General features: G+C 37.1%; 14 protein-coding genes. 12 read left to right on the top strand and 2 right to left on the bottom strand.

Annotated features, from left to right (window positions below; all coding sequences use genetic code 11):
* Positions 1–29: 29 nt before the first annotated feature.
* Together NR125_RS16335 and NR125_RS16330 are read left to right on the top strand one after the other, a co-directional pair.
* Entirely contained in the window at positions 30–977 is a 948-nt protein-coding gene (locus NR125_RS16335; protein ID WP_071158862.1) for a LacI family DNA-binding transcriptional regulator, read from the top strand.
* Positions 978–1,052: 75 nt separating this feature from the next.
* Positions 1,053–1,823 carry a Cof-type HAD-IIB family hydrolase gene (locus NR125_RS16330; RefSeq protein ID WP_256815713.1) on the top strand — a complete coding sequence of 257 codons (771 nt, stop codon included), beginning with the start codon at positions 1,053–1,055 and terminating at the stop codon, positions 1,821–1,823.
* A gap of 554 nt (positions 1,824–2,377) precedes the next feature.
* Here the strand turns inward: NR125_RS16330 and NR125_RS16325 are convergent.
* Both NR125_RS16325 and NR125_RS16320 read right to left on the bottom strand, forming a co-directional pair.
* Complete coding sequence (locus tag NR125_RS16325) at positions 2,378–3,625, bottom strand: helix-turn-helix domain-containing protein (protein WP_071158860.1); 1,248 nt, start codon at positions 3,623–3,625, stop codon at positions 2,378–2,380.
* A 230-nt stretch (positions 3,626–3,855) separates the two neighbouring features.
* A complete protein-coding gene (locus NR125_RS16320) occupies positions 3,856–5,550 on the bottom strand; it encodes a M4 family metallopeptidase (RefSeq protein WP_372675463.1) in 1,695 nt (564 codons plus the stop codon).
* A gap of 271 nt (positions 5,551–5,821) precedes the next feature.
* On the opposite strand from NR125_RS16320, the gene NR125_RS16315 reads away from it, so the two are divergent.
* The 10 genes from NR125_RS16315 to NR125_RS16270 all read left to right on the top strand — a co-directional run bounded on the left by NR125_RS16315 (position 5,822) and on the right by NR125_RS16270 (position 17,668).
* Positions 5,822–6,634 carry a DUF4047 domain-containing protein gene (locus tag NR125_RS16315; RefSeq protein ID WP_009334046.1) on the top strand — a complete coding sequence of 271 codons (813 nt, stop codon included), beginning with the start codon at positions 5,822–5,824 and terminating at the stop codon, positions 6,632–6,634.
* Positions 6,603–7,151, top strand: a complete 549-nt coding sequence (gene sipW / locus NR125_RS16310; protein ID WP_009334047.1) for a signal peptidase I SipW — start codon at positions 6,603–6,605, stop codon at positions 7,149–7,151. The genes NR125_RS16315 and sipW overlap by 32 nt, the downstream gene beginning before the upstream one ends.
* A 79-nt stretch (positions 7,152–7,230) precedes the next feature.
* The gene (locus NR125_RS16305) at positions 7,231–7,848 is read left to right on the top strand and encodes a TasA family protein (protein ID WP_009334048.1); all 618 of its coding nucleotides are present in this window, start codon (positions 7,231–7,233) and stop codon (positions 7,846–7,848) included.
* 237 nt (positions 7,849–8,085) lie between these two features.
* Entirely contained in the window at positions 8,086–8,322 is a 237-nt protein-coding gene (locus NR125_RS16300) for an aspartyl-phosphate phosphatase Spo0E family protein (protein ID WP_306219834.1), read from the top strand.
* Between the two features lie 321 nt (positions 8,323–8,643).
* Positions 8,644–12,714 carry a S8 family serine peptidase gene (locus NR125_RS16295; protein ID WP_256815711.1) on the top strand — a complete coding sequence of 1,357 codons (4,071 nt, stop codon included), beginning with the start codon at positions 8,644–8,646 and terminating at the stop codon, positions 12,712–12,714.
* A 388-nt stretch (positions 12,715–13,102) separates the two neighbouring features.
* Entirely contained in the window at positions 13,103–13,522 is a 420-nt protein-coding gene (locus NR125_RS16290; protein ID WP_009334051.1) for a VOC family protein, read from the top strand.
* Between the two features lie 495 nt (positions 13,523–14,017).
* Positions 14,018–14,515, top strand: coding sequence for a DinB family protein (locus NR125_RS16285; RefSeq protein ID WP_256815710.1), 498 nt, complete (start codon positions 14,018–14,020; stop codon positions 14,513–14,515).
* A 422-nt stretch (positions 14,516–14,937) separates the two neighbouring features.
* Positions 14,938–15,456, top strand: a complete 519-nt coding sequence (locus NR125_RS16280) for a YfiT family bacillithiol transferase (protein WP_009334053.1) — start codon at positions 14,938–14,940, stop codon at positions 15,454–15,456.
* A gap of 172 nt (positions 15,457–15,628) precedes the next feature.
* On the top strand, positions 15,629–16,327 hold the full coding sequence (locus NR125_RS16275) for an MBL fold metallo-hydrolase (RefSeq protein ID WP_009334054.1): 699 nt from the start codon (positions 15,629–15,631) through the stop codon (positions 16,325–16,327).
* A 168-nt stretch (positions 16,328–16,495) separates the two neighbouring features.
* Positions 16,496–17,668 (top strand): cytochrome P450, encoded by a 1,173-nt coding sequence (locus NR125_RS16270; RefSeq protein ID WP_071158854.1) that lies wholly within the window; start codon positions 16,496–16,498, stop codon positions 17,666–17,668.
* Positions 17,669–17,820 lie beyond the last annotated feature (152 nt).

Genomic DNA, 17,820 nt, shown 5'->3' with positions numbered 1-17,820 from the left:
TGATTCCTGATATATGTGGGAGGTATGTGATGACAAATATTAAAGACATTGCAAGATTAGCAGGTGTATCTGTCTCTACTGTTTCTAGAGTCCTTAACAATTATAAGCACGTTGCCAGAGATAAAAGAGAGTCTGTTCTTAGAGTTATTGAAGAAATGAACTATACGCCAAATAAAAATGCGATTGATTTAATTAGAGGAGAAACCAGAACAATAGGCGTTATTCTCCCATATAACAACAATCCAGCATTTGATCAGATATTAAACGGTATACTGAACAAGGCATTAGAGCATGATTTTTCGATTACGGTACTTCCTTCAATCTATAGTAAAGAGAAAGAAGTGGAGTATTTAAAAAAATTAAAAAGCAAGCTGTATGATGGCATCATTATCACTTCAAGAGCAAATGATTGGGAAACGATCATTCCGTATACTGGGTATGGTTCTATCGTTTCTTGTGAATATACACAGCACAAAGAAATTGGATGTTCTTATATGGACCGTTATTCTTCTTATCTAGATGCCTTTCAATTATTAAAAAACAAAGGGCATTATGCTGTAGCTTTCACAACAGCTAGGATAGAAAGCAATAGCACGAAGCAAATGATTGGTGCATATAAGGAGGTTTTTGGTGAATTTCAACCTAAATATCATATTTCAGGGTGTCTTTGCTTAGAAGACGGATATAAAGCAGCGGAGCATTTCCTGCATTTACCGGAGAGACCCACAGCTGTCTATGCGAATGGAGATGAAGTGGCTGGTGGTATTTATTTATATGCTAAGTCTCAGCAATTAAAAATCCCTGCTGATTTAGCAATCATTGGTCAAGAAAATCAGCCAATTGGTATTGGTATGGGGATTACTACAGTAGATCATCAGTTAACGAAAATTGGTGAGCAAGCTTTTAGCCTAGTTATAAAAAAATCTAGAGAAAAAGTAAAAATACCTTATCATATTGTGGAGAGAGATTCTGTTTAAAAACCCTGCTTTGAAGGTGTTTAACACGGTGGTAAAGATTGAATAAAAAATAGTAGTGGAATGTGGTGAAAGTTAGTGCATAAAAAGTTTATTGTCTTTGATATAGATGGAACATTATTAACGACAGAAATGAAGTTTCTCGACAGTACAAAACAAGCTTTGGTTTCTCTTAAAGAAAAAGGCCATTACATCTGCATTGCGACAGGACGGGACTACGCTTCAGCAAAATCCATCGTTGACGAGCTTGAAATTGAAACATATGTTTTATGCAACGGATCACTTGGATATGTTCGTCATGAATTAGCGCATGAAGTAATGTTATCAAAAGAGTCTATTATGAAACTTATTGAAATTGCAGCGGAAAACAATGATCAGATTGTGTTCCAAACAGTGAACGGAATAAAAAGACATTTCGAAGAACCTGGAGAGTCGTTAATTAAGGCTTACGAAAGTCTAGGATGGTCGTTCCCTGACTATGATGGATTGTATTGGGAACGAAACCCAATTGTTCAAGCTATGCTTTTCTGCAAGCAAGAAGATCTTCAAAAATACGCGATCGAAGAATTCAGATATGTGAGTTGGCACAAATTTGGTTTAGATGTCATTCCTAAAGAAGGTTCGAAAGCAAATACCATTTTGAAAATCGCCGAACAAAATGGATTTAAGCGGGAAGATATTGTTTTTTTCGGGGATGGAATGAACGATATTGAACTAATGGAACTATCAGGAATTGGGGTCGCAATGGGAAATGCTGAAACAGAAGTTAAAGAGAAAGCCGATTTAATCACGGATAGTTGTAATGAGCATGGAATTTATAATGCTCTTAAGAGCTTGTCATTAATATAGAAAAGAAGAAATCTTAAAAATCAATCAATAATTTTCAGGGAATTAGTTTTTACCGACAAGATTTTGTGAATGTTCTCACTTAAAGTAAAGCTGCCCTGTACAATGAGGGCAGCTATCCTTGCTTGTTAAAGAAAAAGTTTTAGTGAAGAAAGTGAAAAGGGGAATTACCTGTTTTAGCTTCCTTCCATACCAGATTTATTAATAATCCTCATCATTCGGGAAAGTTTGTTTAATTTTCCTCTGAACGGGGATTACAAATTGTCTATGTAAGAATGTGCTAATTACTGCTTTCTTGCACGAAAAAACCGCATGCACCCAGCAAAGATAGAATAGTGCATGGCGATCAATACTTTTTCAAAAAATAATATTTCGTTCTAAAATCCATATCTTAATGGAAAGTCTGTTTGAAAGATCATACCCCTTTCTAAACTAGCTGAGAGAAGATTTCCCCCAGTCCATTAATGTTCCTAAAACAATATACTTATATTAAATCCCATTAATAAAGGTTTAGCTCAAGAAGTTCGGATCATTTTCCGGCCATCTTCATCGTAAGCCTAATTTGGATCTATAAGTACCTTTGAAATTTGGGCCGCTCTCTGAAAATCTTCGCTTTCCATATAGTGATCATATAGTTCTTTGGCATACTTGTTTATAAAAACCGTATGCTTATTTGTAATAAAATAGGGTAGGGCATCTTTCTCTAAGAAGGTGTAATACTTATTTAAATTATTCTCTGTAAGTAAAATAAAAAGTTTGAATAATAGATGGTAAAATTCGTTTTCCAAGTTTTTTGCCATGGAAAGTCCTTCTTGTGCTTTTCTTAATATTGAGGTTTTACGCATTATCTTTCCCGCAAGACCGCTTTCCAAATAATTGTACAGGCGTTGAAGATATGAAGTGGAATGCTTATTAGTCATAGAAAGTGCTTCTTTATAAAACTTATGTGCATGAGCATAATCTTTTCTTCTAAAATGTTCAAACCCAAGATTGTTTAATAGCATTCCTTTTTTATCAGTGGCTTGCACTAATTCACTGTGATGAATCAAATTATGATAGGATTCCGTTAGCTCTTCTAGATTGAGGTGTATGTCGTTTCCAATCTGGAGAAGCATCAGCGACTCTGCCGTGATCGCCATAATGGAATTATTGGTTTCTCTAAAATAGCGGAGTGCTTTTTCAGCATGCACATAAGCCATCACTCTGGAATCGATACAGTGATAAGCAACGGCTAAATCATAATTGTATTCAGGATTTCCATATTCATCCTTTTCTATTTCTTTCAAGACTTCTATAGCCTTTTGATGATTTTCGGTTCTGGATGAAATACAATTGCATATGTAGTATATTCCCCATGCATGCTTCAGCAGGTTTCTCTCATAAGGGGGGAGGCTGGGGTGTTCTTTTTGTACAGACTGTAAAATAGAATATGTCTTTTTATAATTCATCTTTATGATATAATACCTTGCCTGTAACAGCTGGTATAATGCGGCATATTTCGAAGATTTAATATAAGGGATTTTTTTCAATTCTATATTGATTTCATCTACTTCTTTTAATCTCCGCATAACAATGGCCTTATGCCACTGATTGAGCTGATTCCCCAGGTTTTCAAATCGAAGGATTTCTTTCTTTATGTCGAGGTGCAAACGTTCTGATAGTAATTCGATAATCTCTGCAGAACAAGCTGTATGCCCTCGCTCAATCTTGCTGATATAGGAAAGAGTGCAAATTCCAAAACCAAGTTGTTCCTGGGTAAGACCGGCCTTTTTTCTGTAAAATTTAATGATTTCTCCCTCTATCATGTGATACTCTCCTTATGCGACTTAAATGACTTTATGTAATAAGTTATAATATTTTTACAATAGTACCACAATTTTCAACTTTATGACTAGTTACTATTAGCACATAATCATGTTATTGAGTGGGTTGTTAGAATGACCCAGTGTTTTTTGAAAAGTAGAAAAGTGAAAAGGGATGTCAATAAATAAGGCCATGAATGAACTAAATTCATTCATGGCCAAATGTAAGTTTCTTAGTTTACTCCTACAGAAGCATAAGCATCCATAACAGCTTTGGTCTCTGCAGAAGGCTGCCCATTTCTATCTGGATGCAAATCTCGAGCAGCTTGAATAGCTGCTTCACGCATTTCTTTAAATCCGGAAGTTGGCGTTAAGTATAAAGTGAGAGCACGGTAGTAGATTTTTTCCGCTTTTGTCCTGCCAATGCCTGTAATATCTACTCCGTTATTTGTACCGCCTGCAGTAATTAAGTAAGCTGCTTTATTATTAATGCCGCTGTTAATATGAACCCCACCGTTATCTAATTCACCTTGGTAGCGATCTTGATAGGTATCCGGATAACGCCCTGATGGCATATATTTTGTGCTAACACTCTTAGAAGCGGGGTCACTCATCGAACGAAGTCCTCCGTCGCCAGGAATGTTTGGAGTGGTGTTATCCTCTCCTAGATCCCATTCAACCTCTCCTGTTGCGTACATTTCCGCGAAATTACCGAGGATGTCTGCTATTGATTCATTGATCGCTCCCGATTCATTTTCGTAAATTAAGTTTGCCGTATGCTCAATAACACCGTGTGTCATTTCATGCCCAGCTATATCCAAACCACCTGCAAATGAACCAAATTCAATTCCGTCCCCATCTCCATATAGCATTTGTTCTCCATTCCAGCCGGCGTTATTCCACTTTTCCCCAATATGAACTGTATTAATTAATTTCATCCCTTTATCATCTAAGCTGTTACGCTTATGAACGTTTTGATAGTATTTGTTCACTTTATCAGAGTTGAAATGGGCTGAAACGGCTGCTGGGTTGTGAAAAAAGTTACTAGTATTGGTTGTTGAAACTTCCCATCCCGTGAAGCCAAAAATTGCTGAAGAAATTAAGAATAAAGTTTCATCTATACGACGAGCGTCAAAAGTCGATATTGGCACAGTATTGCTGTTGGCAACAGAAGTACCATGCAGATAACTTGTTTTAGTTTCCGAATCCTTACCTGCGTTGAAAGATTGCATATCGCCATGTACGTCCAGTCCTCTAGCGGTAACTGGGGAAAGATCCGTTGGTTCAGCACTGTGAATTTTATTGAAGCTGTCGATCACTTCTCCTGTTGCTGCATCCACAAAGTAATGGTAGTACCCGGGTGCCGGGATAGAAGTAGATGCTTTAACTAGGTAGGTTAAATAATACTTGCCTTTATAAGGATAGATCGTTAATTCAGAATCTATATCATCATAATTTTTCACTTCACCAATCTCTGATTCTACGTCATTTTTGACAATTTCTATAGCCTGCTCTTCTGAAATGGATGCCTCAGTTGGAATGGCTGAACGAGTCAAAGTTTGGGTGACCTTGCCAAATGATGCAAATACGTTATTGTTCGAATCTAATGCTACAGTTTGTCCAGAACCATATACTGGAATACCATTGTATTGCTCAACAGTGCGTGCATGGTATGTACCTGTCGCACGATCCGTTTTCTCACTTACAATTTTAAATTGCCCTCCTTTGGTTAATGACCTCGCAGCTGGATTTTCCACTTTTGATTGGAGGTAAGCCTTTACAACTTCTTGCTTACTCAATCCTTCAGCTTTAAAGAGAATAGTTGAATTGCTGGTTGAATCTGTTGCAAAAGCTGGTACGGTTGGCATTATTCCCCCGAATGTCACTGAAAGAGCCAATACAGCAGGAATAACCACCTTTTTACTCATCTTATTCTGATTCTTCTTTTTCATAAACACACCCCTTATTGAATTTTTGTTGGAACAATTAGAATTATTCAGAAAAGTCTCAGCAAAATCAATATTAACCAGAGAAATTAAATTTGAGAAAATTTCAGACGGGTTTTGCGGTGTTTTAAGTGTTTTCGGGTCTAATCGACAAATTTCAGCGTTGTTTTGTAATGGAAATTTCTCAATACAATTTTCTGACAAATGAGTAATAATGATTTCTATAAAGTCATTTTGCTTAGGGGGGTGAAAAATGAAAAAAGCTGCTATTCATAAAGCCATCATACTTACTTGTTTATGTTCCATGTCATTTTATTTAGGGCTGCATGTAATAGGAGAAACAGAAGCTTCCTTTTCAAGCCAAGTTTCAACAAAACCAATAACAATATCTGCAGCAATTATTTTTCCTGAAACTATTAAATTACTAGAAGATAGGGCAGATGAAATTGCAGATCAGATGTATCACGAGTATGAACGGATTAATACTGTTCAAGCAGAAGGATCGTTACAGGTGTTACATGATAGATTTACTAAAGTTGAATCTATCGAAAAGGAGCTGTATCAGCAATTTACGGCTCTTCAACAGATTTATAATGAACTTTCCGACTATCATAACCAAACTAATGATAATGGTCATACCTTTGATTATGTTTCTGAAGGGCTGCTCAACGTAGAAAACAGGTTAAAGGAAGTACGGGAAAAGATAGATTTTCAAAAACTAGAAATGATCCTCTCCTCTATTTCAGTGGAGATAAAGGAACGAGAAGATAAAGCTTCCCAGGGAAATACTCAAGTGAAACAACATAACGGAAGCACTGAAATTCAGATTGAACCTGAACATGAGGCAACAAAAAAGTTAAATAATAATGAGCAGGCGCCGGAACATACAGAAAAAACTCAGGAATCAAAGGAAGAAAAATCTCAGGAAACTGCACAATTCCAGAAACGTCAAGAAAACTCTAAATCTCTTATTGAAGGGTCATCTAATCAAGAGACATCACAGAGTTCAAATAATAATGAGCAGGTGGTAGAACATGCAGAAAATAATTTTGAGATGCCTAAGTAGTATTTTGGGATTCGCTTTCGTGGTCGTCGTCTGTTTCTTAGCATTTGTTGTTCTTTCTTCAAGGATATCTGGTTCAGAACCGACTTTTTTAGGATATCAAGTCAAAGCAGTCCTATCAGGTTCCATGGAGCCCACTTTTCAAACGGGTTCTATTATTTCAATCAAGTTAGGAACTGATCATTCTAATTATCAGGAAGGTGATATTATTACTTTCCGGTTAGAAGAGAAGATCGTTACCCATAGAATTGCAGATGTGAAACAAGAGGATGGACAAGCATGGTATAAAACCAAAGGCGATAATAATGACGCTCTGGATTTATGGTCTGTTCCCGCACAAGATGTGGTTGGAAAGTACACTGGCTTTACGATTCCGTATATCGGGTATGCATTGAACTTTGCAGCTTCAAAAACGGGGTCAGCTCTTTTGTTGATTATACCGGGTATATTGTTGGTAATTTCTTCATTGCGCACCATCTTGAGTGCGAAAAAAGAGCTGGAAGTAAATAATGCAAGATGATTTAGGTTATATCTCCCATGTATCTACACACATACATAGGAGTTTAATAATAATTTTAATATTTTAAGGGGGATTTACAATGAGTTTTACAAAGAAGGTAAGTCAAGGTGTTATGGGTGCAGCATTAGGATTGTCATTAATCGGCGGAGGAACATTTGCCTATTTTAGTGACTCAGTCGAAACCCAGAACACATTCGCAGCAGGTACATTGGATTTAGGGCTAAATCCTAGTACAGTTGTTAACATTAGCAATATCAAGCCGGGTGATGAAATTTACCGTGAATTTACACTTGAAAACAACGGTACATTAGATATTGGAAAAGTACTGTTAGATACAAGTTACACCGTTGATGATGCCCAATTGGATGGAAAAGCAAATCAGGATGATTTAGCAAAACACATCAAAGTTACGATCATGTATAACACAAGCAGTTCAACTAACACTGTTGTAGAAACTACATTACATGATTTACAGACTAAACAACCAGACTTAACTCAAATAGATAATCTTGCAGGTCCATATCCAGATGGCATTCCTGCAGGCGAAAAAGAAAAAATATTCGTATTATTTGAATTTGTAGACAATGGAGAAGATCAAAATCAATTCCAAGGTGATAAGTTAAAAGTAGATTGGACATTTAATGCAGAGCAAACAGATCCTGCTTACCATGACGATACAGAGCCAGATAATAACTAATAGTAAAGGTGCTCTACTATTTTTAAATAGAATCCTAGCTTCAGTTTAATTCTTGGATTTCAAGAAAGCATCGCACCAAAAAATGACGCCATCCTTTCTAAAACCTAATTAGAAAGGATGGCGTTTGCTGATGCAGCCAAATGTAAACTTGAAGTTTCACAGCGATATAGATTAAGTTTTCTTATATTTTTTTAACGTTGTAATTTGTCAAAAGCCGAACTAATTCGTTATTTAATAATGAGCCTTATTTTGCATTCAGACTATAACCAGGAGAAAGCAATGAATATAACTAGACTTGAAATTAAGAATAACTTTAAACGTAATCGCATGATCCGTTCAGGTATAAAAAAAGGTTTAAATCACCCGGATACAATTAGACTTAGTCAACAGTTAGATAAACTGTTGAATGAATATCAAAAAGGTAAGTTCTATAGGAGCATCCACCACATAGCATATTTACAATGTTTAGGCTAAGGCACTTGGATAATTATAAATGATCTAAGCCTTAGTGAGAAAAGTATTAAAAGATTTTATGATAATCCATTTAGATCTTTACCCCAAATCATAACTGCTGCGACCGGGATAAATTTACCAGAAAACGTACTATAAACCTATTTATCGTCTTTTTTTTCGTAGCAAGGAATACTTTCGTCATACAAAAAAACCCCGATTGTAAATAGGAAGGAAGGGAACTAGAATGAAAGTGTTGGAATATTCTAAACACTAATGAGAGGGTATTTAAGCATAATAAAAATAATAAAGAGAGTGGGGAAACATATGAAAGTCAGTTCTATAATGAAAAAAACAGCAGTGATTACCTTGTCTGCTGGATTGCTAGTTTCACCTGCAACTTCAATTTTCAGCATACCAGAAGCAGGTGCAAGTGAACGAAGTGCTGAAGACATCTTATCCACTTTGAACAGTGAACAAAGAAAAGCCTTAGAACAGCTGCAACTGAACACGGACGGAGGGCTGATAGGCTTCAAAAGCGAAGATCTATCCTCACAGAAAGAAATCTCCGTTATCGTCCAGTTTAAATCAAAGCCTAGTAAAGTAGCGGTTCTGGAAGCTGCCTTAAAAGGCAAGGAATTGAAAAAAGAGAAAGCCGATGCAGAGGTTGAAAAAGAACATAAAACGTTTAAAGCTGACATCCAAAATATCTTACTGAAAGAGAATCCCAAAACAAAAAGCATCTCAAGTTCCATTTCCCATACGTTCAAAAAAGCCTATAACGGTGTAGCCATGACATTGCCAGCCGATCAAGTAGCACTCCTTTTGCAATCAGCTGTCGTCCATGCTGTATATAAAAATCACACCTTTACGGTTGATCCTATTCAAAAAGAACTGCCTAAAGATATTGAAAAAGAAGTCACCACTTCTGTTGAGAGTATCCCTTATTTAAAAATTGATGAATTACATAAGGAAGGGATTACGGGTAAGGGTGTTAAAGTAGCTGTTCTTGATACGGGGATTGATTATAACCATCCAGATTTAAAGGATGCTTATAAAGGTGGATATGATTTTGTTGATGATGATAAGGATCCAATGGAAACATCCTATAAGGATTGGCAAAATTCGAATCAGCCTGAAATCAATCCCTTTACAGGCTCGACCTATTATACATCCCATGGGACACATGTCTCAGGTACGATCGCAGGTCAAAATAAAAATGACAGTGAAGTGTCTGTTATAGGGGTAGCACCTGACGCCGACCTATATGTGTACCGTGTGCTGGGGCCTTATGGAAGCGGAACCTCTGAAGATGTTATTGCAGGTATTGAAAAAGCAGTGGAAGACGGAATGGATGTTATGAACCTTTCATTAGGTGCAGCGGTAAATGATCCAAATTATCCAACGAGTACAGCGATTAATTATGCCGTTTTAAACGGTGTAACGGCAGTTGTTTCTGCAGGGAATTCCGGACCAGGCTCTAACACAGTCGGGTCACCAGGTACTGCTGCATTAGCTTTAACGGTTGGAGCGAGTGACGTTCCCGTTGAGCTGACTACGTTTACAGGTAGTGTATCAGAGGATTGGTCCACTGAGCTCGTAAGTATGGGAAGAAGCTTTGCGGATGAATTTTCTAAACTGGATGGTCAATCCCTTGAACTTGTCGATGTAGGTTTAGGTGCACAGGAGGATTATACAGGCAAAAATGTTGAAGGAAAAATTGCTTTCGTCCAACGCGGGAATTTTGCCTTGGCTGACAAAATCAAATTTGCCAAAGAGCATGGTGCTCAAGCTGTGATTATGTATAACAATGTTGACGGCCAGATTGGTCAAAACCTTGGTGAATCGACTGCATTTGTTCCTGCATTCTCTATCACCAAAGCAGCAGGTGAGCAATTAAAAGCGAAGATCACTCAAGGGGATACAACTCTTACATTCTCAAATTTAAAAGAAACCCAATCAGAAGGAGATAAACTGGCAGACTTTAGTTCAAGAGGACCGGTCAATGATAATTATGATATGAAGCCAGAAGTCGTTGCTCCAGGGGTGAGTGTGCTTTCTGCATACCCTTCTTATATGATTGACCCTGAGAATCAGGAAGATTATGAGTATGCCTATGCACGTCTTTCAGGAACATCAATGGCGGCACCCCATACAGCTGGAATCGCGGCTTTATTATTAGATTCGAAACCAGATCTTGACCCTGACGATATTAAAACGATTCTTATGAATACGGCGGATCCTTTAAATGGTGAGTATAGCCTGTATGAAGTGGGGGCTGGCCGAGTGGACCCTTATCAAGCCATTCACGGTGATATGAAAATGCAGGTGACCGATGAAACCCTCATTCCAGATGGTGCTGGTTTTGTAACGGTTAATAATCCATCCGGTGATATCAGCTTTGGTAATCACTTTGGCGCAGAAGGAAGTTATGTCCGTGAAAATCGAAGCATTAGGTTCAAAAATAGCAGTGATGTGAACAAAACGTTTACGGTTTCTGTTGAAGAAAATGCAGCGGAAGGAACGAACAGCCTAAGTAAAAATGGTGTTTCCGTTAGTACAGGCAAAAGTATAAAAGTAAAAGCAAATAAAGAAGTGAAACAGAATGTCTTCTTAACGGTACCGAAAACAGCCAAAGTGGGTCTATATGAAGGATTCATTACACTCACAAATAAAGAAAATTCATCAGATCAGTACCGTATACCATTTAATTTTAGAATTACAAAGGAAGGGTTACACTATTTAGATTTACTGACACCTTCAATAACACCGCCATATTTAAATCAAGAAAGAACGATGATTGATAATCGTTTAGGTGCTCTGGCTAGATTTAATTTAAGCTCACCAGCGGAAACAATGGATGTCATCCTTCAAGATGGCGAAACAGAGAAAGATATAGGTTTCCTTGGAACGGTGAATTTAAAAGGCAGTCCACTAGATCGGGATCTTTCTTTAATAGGACTATTTAACGGAAGATATTACGAATTCACTGGGAACTCCAAACAGCCGATTGCAGAAGAAGAGAGTTATGCACAGCCTGGTCACTATAAATTGTTATTTGTAACAACGGGTACATCCGGGAAAGTGACAAAAGAAACGCGTGACATCTTCATAGATATAGATGATCCGAATTTTGAAAGTTCACTCGACGGTCCATCACCATTCCTTGAATACAAACCAGGGCAGGAAACATACCCATTTGAAATTCAGATTACTGATCCACTCGTGGAAAAAATGCAGAATGCAGGAATCGAAATCGATCAATCATCGAATGCGGTCATTTATAAGTGGGGAGAATGGGGATTCCCTTCTAGTCCTGTCGCTATGGATAAAGATGGGAAATGGGCAGAAGAGATAGCTATGGAAGAATCTATACAAGCACTGAGATTTACAATGAATGGACTTGATTCTGCTGGTAATTCACCAGTGCAGAAAGATTATTACTTTGTCAAGGAGGGGACACCTGTTACGTATGTAAAGAGTGATATCAATAAAGTAAAAACAGGTGAAACGGTTCAAGCTCAAGTAATCTTGGATAATGTAAGTGATGCTAAAGAAGTAACTTGGAACTTTAAAGATAGGTTCGGGTCAATGGAATTAATCGATGCCAAGCTTGCCAATGGAATATCCGACAAAGCTGCAATTGCAGTTAATGGTGATGAGGTGAAGGTAACCTTTAATGGGACCAATGAGACATTTGACCACACTGCAGTTGTGGAAGTATCAGTTAATATTACGGATGAAACCTTCCTTACTGGCACTAGTATTAATCCTACTGCTACTCTAATAAATGGTCAAAATGAAACAAGTACACTATTAAATGCTGGCCAAAAGATAGAGGTCGATCCACAATATAATTCAGCTTATGGCTATGTATTAGCGGAAGGATTCCGTAATCCTGATAACGGTCTGCTTGAGAGCAGAGATTGGTCAAAGGTTGGAGGATCTGTGAAATTTATAAAATCCGATAGTACTGTAGTGGACGCTACTTCTTTAGTAGAGGATAGATTAAATTACCGGGTAGAAAAACTTCCTTTAAGCAAGGATCCATATACTTTGGAGATTAAGATTCCTGGTCACTTTGAGGTTCACAGTAAACAACATATTGGGTTTGAATACAAAGGTAAGCTCTTTGGTAAAAATCATTATGTTAATCCAATTGATATTACAGCTGGTGATGTCAATCAAGACCAAGTCATTGATGTTTTAGACGCCATTGAAATCCAAAAGGCCTGGAAAACCGAAAACCGTTCGGCTGACATCAACTTTGATGGGACGGTTGATGCGAAAGATATCGCCTTTGTTCAAAAGAATTACCAGCTGCAAAACAAATTTGTTGAAAATCCACCGGCTCCAAAAGAAAAGCATGATGGGAAAACATTAGAAAGTATTTTAGAAGAGTTGGGTGTTGAGTAAAGCAGGAAGTATTATTGTTATCAGAATTAAAACAGGAATTAAATGAAAAATATTCGAATCGTATAGGATACCTGATGAATCCCTACTACCGTATCAGGTAGTAGGGGTAACTTAGTTGAGAACACCTTTTTCACAAGTGAATGACCTTCCTGACATCAATAGCAATTTGAAAAAAACAAAAGAATCAGGATGTTAGGAGTAAAACTATGAAAAGAAGTACAATGAAGCTGCTTTCAAAGTAATCGGGTGTATTCTCTTCTTTTATTGAGGAGGTAGCTGAATAACGGTTGCATATATCAGTATAAAATCCTTACTTAATGCAGGAAGTAAGGATTTTTTGTTGAATGATTAAATTTAGAATATTTTGGAATGTGAGAGGAGACAAAAAATGGGTGAGAAATTATTAAGAGTTGGCACAACCTATATACCAGTAACTAATGTAGATCTTTCTTCTGATTGGTATGTAAATAAATTAGGAGCAGAGTTAAGCTACAAAGATCAAGACAAAGCAATTTTAAACATCGCTAATCAAAGCATTTTTCTTGTGAAGTCTAATGAAAATCAAAGCTCTAATTTCTTTGATATTTACGGTGATGAGCGTTTTTCATTAACATTCGAAGTAAATGGATTAAATGCCTTAGAAGCAATACATAAAGACTTTAAGCATAGTGAAATTAGAGTTGGAGAGATCGAGGATAGAGGACACACGGGAAGAAATTTTGTTTTTTATGATTTAGATGGTAATAAATTTGATGTATGGAGTGAGCTTAGTCCAATCTTCAAAGAAAAATATCTCATTTCCGAATAGATAATTTTATGAGGAGGCAATGTTTAATAAAGCATCTTCCGTTAATTGTTCAATAACGGGAAAGTTTGTGAGTGGAAGATCCAATGTACCTTATAGAGCAGACAATTAAAAAGGTCTGCCCTATAGGGTCTTTATTTGTCATGAAGAAGGAATAAAAGCTGGATGAGCCGAATAATTCATAGTGATCATGGGTTTGTTGTATTCTCAAAATAAAAGAGAGTATTTCAATAAGAATATTTTTTCGTTATATGGCCGACAGTCGAAAATGAAGGTTATTTTATGCGTATCAATGGCTTTTTTGAAATTGATTGAGGATTAGTGTTTCGTCACCCGGACAATACCCTGCCGTGTTGAAGAGAATTAGAGGCTGGAGATATAGGTATGTCCAATATGGAAGGGACCATTTGAATTTGGTTTTTACCTTTTTAGGACCGATTAATTTGTACTTTAGTTTAACTTTGAAAGATTACACTAAACAGTGAGGAGAATGTTTGTATGCAAGTTGTAACCAAAATGTTTTTAGAACAACTCGACATGCATTGCCATGAGAATGATTGGTTTGCATCCATGAATCAGGCGCTTCATGGAGTCAGCGCAGCTGAGGCAGCATGGACAAGTTCGGGAATCAGCAATTCGATTTGGCAGATTGTCAACCACTTGATTTTTTGGAATGAAGACGTAATCCATCGAATTAAGGGCACAGAGAATCCGCATAAGGCAGAAGACAATGAAGAAACCTTTGGAAATCCGGGGGATCCAGAAGACGAAATTGGGTGGACCCAGACAGTGCAGCGCCTTAATGAAGTTATGAATAAATTAAAAACGGTCATTGCGGACCTTGACGATGAAAAGTTAAAAACTCCGTATGCAGCTAACAGGTATTCTATTGAACGTTTACTCAGCAATATCATGATGCACGATACGTATCATATCGGCCAAATTGTTCTGTTGCGAAAGTTGCAATCCTCTTGGTGTGGCGTTGATTGGTCCTAAAGCACCATAATTCAGCGACTTTCGTCCAGCCGCAGAAGCAGTATTGACGGTGTGCAGCCCTTTCATTCTCTATGGTGAAGCTGGGAATTCCGAGTCACACATATACAAGGACATCTCGACCAAATTGAAAGAGTCAAAAAAGCCTTTAAGGAGAAGCGAGTTTAAAGATTAATATTTATCTTCTAAACGGGGCAGCCTTCATGCAGAAAAACAAAATTTGTGAATACATGTACTAAAACTTTAGGTGCTTATGTTAACATCGGCTGCCGAACCAGGCGGCTTTTTCATATTGAGCAAAAGGTGCAGTATAGTTATAACTTTCAAGTTGAAAAAAAATTAAGGGAATTGATGGAGAATTACCTGTATTTTATCCTAAATATAGGTAGCTGCAAAAATCAGGGGATCTTTAGGAGGAATAGCAGATGGATTTGAAATATCCAATTGGCCAATTTCAATATAATGGTGAAATTACTCACAGTGTTACAAGTATTTGGATAAATGAGCTAGAAGAGTTACCAAGATTGTTACGAGATGCTGTAAGAGACTTAGATAATAAAAAGCTTGATACAGCTTATCGTACAGGAGGGTGGACTGTTCGACAAGTAATACATCATCTTGCGGATAGTCATATGAATGCCTATGTTCGCTTTAAATTGGCTCTTACGGAAGAAACCCCTGTAATTAAGCCATATGATGAATCGAATTGGGCGGAACTATCTGATTATAAATTGTCGATTGATATTTCACTTTCACTTCTCGAAGCACTCCACGAGCGCTGGACCAATCTTTTACGCAGTCTAGGTTCGGCTGATATGGAAAAAACATTTATTCATCCGGATTCAGGAGAAGTTTCAGTAGGTGAAAATATCGGAATCTACGCCTGGCATGGTAAACATCATCTTGCACATATTACTTCTTTATGCAGTCGTATGGGATGGTAAATGCTTAGTTGGATTAACATACTTTTTTAACGGGTTATTACCTTATGATCTAGCTAGCTGCCAAAACAGGCGGCTTTTTTCTATTTGAACTAACAGGGGAAGTTAATTAAAGAAGGTATTAATAAAAATTGAGCGAAATATACAAAAATATTGCTGATTATGGGGGAGTGAAATGAAAACATATTTGGAACCAGTGGCCAAAAATATATATGCTTTTTTAGTATGGGATGAATCTTGGAACTCTTATAATAACTGCTATTTGTTGCTCGAGAACAATAATATTATTCTTATTGATTCAGGAAAGAAAGAACATTCTCACTTGCTGTTTTCCGCACTAAAAAAGAAAGGAATTTCTAAAAGTGATATAACTCATTTTATTGCCACACACGGTCACAAAGACCATATTGAAGCAATTCAATTTTTAGGTGAAATTGAAGGCTATATTCATAATCAGGATGTTGAGTTAATTCCAGAAAATATTAGAAACAAATTAAATATGAAACTTCCAGACAACGGCCCAACTGTAAGTAATTTAGAATGTGTTCTCCTGGGACACCATACTAAAGGTTCTGTTTTCCTATATCAACGTGAAAGCAAAGTGCTATTTTGCGGAGATCATATCTGTTTTTTTGGAGAACAATTGAGTGGTAATGCTGTAGATACAGGTGTTTGGGAGAGGGAAAAATATAAGCAGTTTGTTTCTGAATGGTCTCAAAACGAGGAAATGAGGGAACAGCACAATTTTAGTTTATTTATAGAAGGGTTAAAAAAAATTACCAAATACGATGTTGAGTATTTGTGTACGGGGCACGGTGCAGTTTTAAAAGGTAAAGTAAATGAATTTATTTCTGATTTGCTGGAGTTTGAATAGTTAAATAATATTTTTTAATTAACGGGAGCTGTTCTTCAAGAGGGAGAATAGCTCTTTCTTGTAACGGAATAGTTTAGTTTAACAGACAGGAATTTCATTTTTATTTACAGAATATTTAGTAAGGCAGAAGCTTCAATTGAGAGTTTTGAGAGAGAGGGGGAACAACGTATGAACTATGGACTATTAGTGCGCCCAAGGGGATTGGCTGAAACAAACTCACCCTATGATTGGTTTAAAAAAATGCGAAAAAATGCTCCAGTTTCTTTTGACCCAGAACGGAATTGCTGGGACGTATTCTGTTATGAGGATGTCCAAATGGTCTTACAAAATTTCAGGCTGTTCAGTTCAAAAAGAAATGGAAATGTTCAAACCTTGCTAGATATGGATCCGCCAACCCATCGAAGGTACCGCAATTTTGTAAGCCAGGCATTTACACCAAAAACTATTCAAGAACTGGAACCTAGGATTACGGCTATAACTCACGAATTATTAGCACCGCTGCTAGGAAAACGAAAAATAGATATGGTTGCGGAAATCGCTTATCCTCTTCCTGTAATCGTGATTTCTGACATGCTCGGAGTACCGAGTCATGACAGAAAGATGTTTAAAGAATGGTCTGATATTCTAGTTGCGGGAACACAAAGCGCATCGCCTAATGTAATGTACAAGTTATTTGCTAAACAAGAAAAGGCTATGCTTGACCTGCAAACATATTTTAAGCGAAAAATTTCAAATCGCCAGATTAACCATGCAAACAATATCATATCCACGTTAATGACTGCAGAAGTTGGTGGAGATTCATTATCCATGGATGAGTTATTAAGTTTCTGCTTCCTTCTACTTGTTGCAGGGAATGAAACAACTACAAATTTAATTGCCAATACAATGCTCACTCTTTTTGAACAGCCGGATATACTCAACCAATTATATAGAGATCATTCTCTTATACCTGCAGCCATTAATGAAGTACTAAGATATCGTTCTCCTTTTCACGGTATGAATCGCTTCGTCACTGAAGATATACAATTAAAAGGCATGAATCTGAAAAAAGGGCAGGAAGTAATGGCTTGGATTGGATCTGCAAACCGGGACGAAAGCGTATTTGACAAACCGGATGTGTTTGACATCAACCGCTCTCCAAACAATTATCTATCTTTTGGAGCAGGTGTTCACTATTGTCTGGGATCACAGCTTGCCAAATTAGAAGCGAAAATATGCATTACCGAGATGCTTAAAGCGATACCGACTATGAAATTGGACACTTCTAAACATCTTCGTTTAATTTCTAGCACATTTATGTATGGATATAAAGAGCTTCCTGTCATTTTAGGATCAGAATAATATCCATTATTTCAAAATCTTGCTGTTGGAATATCTTCTGCCCTCGTATTAGTGACTGAATTCAAGTGCTTATGAATATGTTTTAGCTTTAAATTATGTTAGACTAAAAGCCAAAAAAGAAGAGAGGTAAACAATGTTTAAAAAAATAATGA

This window comes from Cytobacillus sp. Bac17 (assembly GCF_024519925.1).
Taxonomy (GTDB): Bacteria; Bacillota; Bacilli; order Bacillales; family Cytobacillaceae; genus Cytobacillus; species Cytobacillus pseudoceanisediminis.
Note: the sequence above shows the minus strand (reverse complement) of the source record. Positions and strands in the feature narration are given on the sequence as shown.

Bases quoted from the DNA above. Each gene is read 5' to 3' on its own strand.
- NR125_RS16335 (WP_071158862.1), top strand. From the start codon at position 30: ATGACAAATATTAAAGACATTGCAAGATTAGCAGGTGTATCTGTCTCT.
- NR125_RS16325 (WP_071158860.1), bottom strand. From the start codon at position 3,625: ATGATAGAGGGAGAAATCATTAAATTTTACAGAAAAAAGGCCGGTCTT.
- NR125_RS16320 (WP_372675463.1), bottom strand. From the start codon at position 5,550: ATGAGTAAAAAGGTGGTTATTCCTGCTGTATTGGCTCTTTCAGTGACA.
- NR125_RS16315 (WP_009334046.1), top strand. From the start codon at position 5,822: ATGAAAAAAGCTGCTATTCATAAAGCCATCATACTTACTTGTTTATGT.
- sipW (WP_009334047.1), top strand. From the start codon at position 6,603: ATGCAGAAAATAATTTTGAGATGCCTAAGTAGTATTTTGGGATTCGCT.
- NR125_RS16305 (WP_009334048.1), top strand. From the start codon at position 7,231: ATGAGTTTTACAAAGAAGGTAAGTCAAGGTGTTATGGGTGCAGCATTA.
- NR125_RS16300 (WP_306219834.1), top strand. From the start codon at position 8,086: ATGAGCCTTATTTTGCATTCAGACTATAACCAGGAGAAAGCAATGAAT.
- NR125_RS16295 (WP_256815711.1), top strand. From the start codon at position 8,644: ATGAAAAAAACAGCAGTGATTACCTTGTCTGCTGGATTGCTAGTTTCA.
- NR125_RS16290 (WP_009334051.1), top strand. From the start codon at position 13,103: ATGGGTGAGAAATTATTAAGAGTTGGCACAACCTATATACCAGTAACT.
- NR125_RS16285 (WP_256815710.1), top strand. From the start codon at position 14,018: ATGCAAGTTGTAACCAAAATGTTTTTAGAACAACTCGACATGCATTGC.
- NR125_RS16280 (WP_009334053.1), top strand. From the start codon at position 14,938: ATGGATTTGAAATATCCAATTGGCCAATTTCAATATAATGGTGAAATT.
- NR125_RS16275 (WP_009334054.1), top strand. From the start codon at position 15,629: ATGAAAACATATTTGGAACCAGTGGCCAAAAATATATATGCTTTTTTA.
- NR125_RS16270 (WP_071158854.1), top strand. From the start codon at position 16,496: ATGAACTATGGACTATTAGTGCGCCCAAGGGGATTGGCTGAAACAAAC.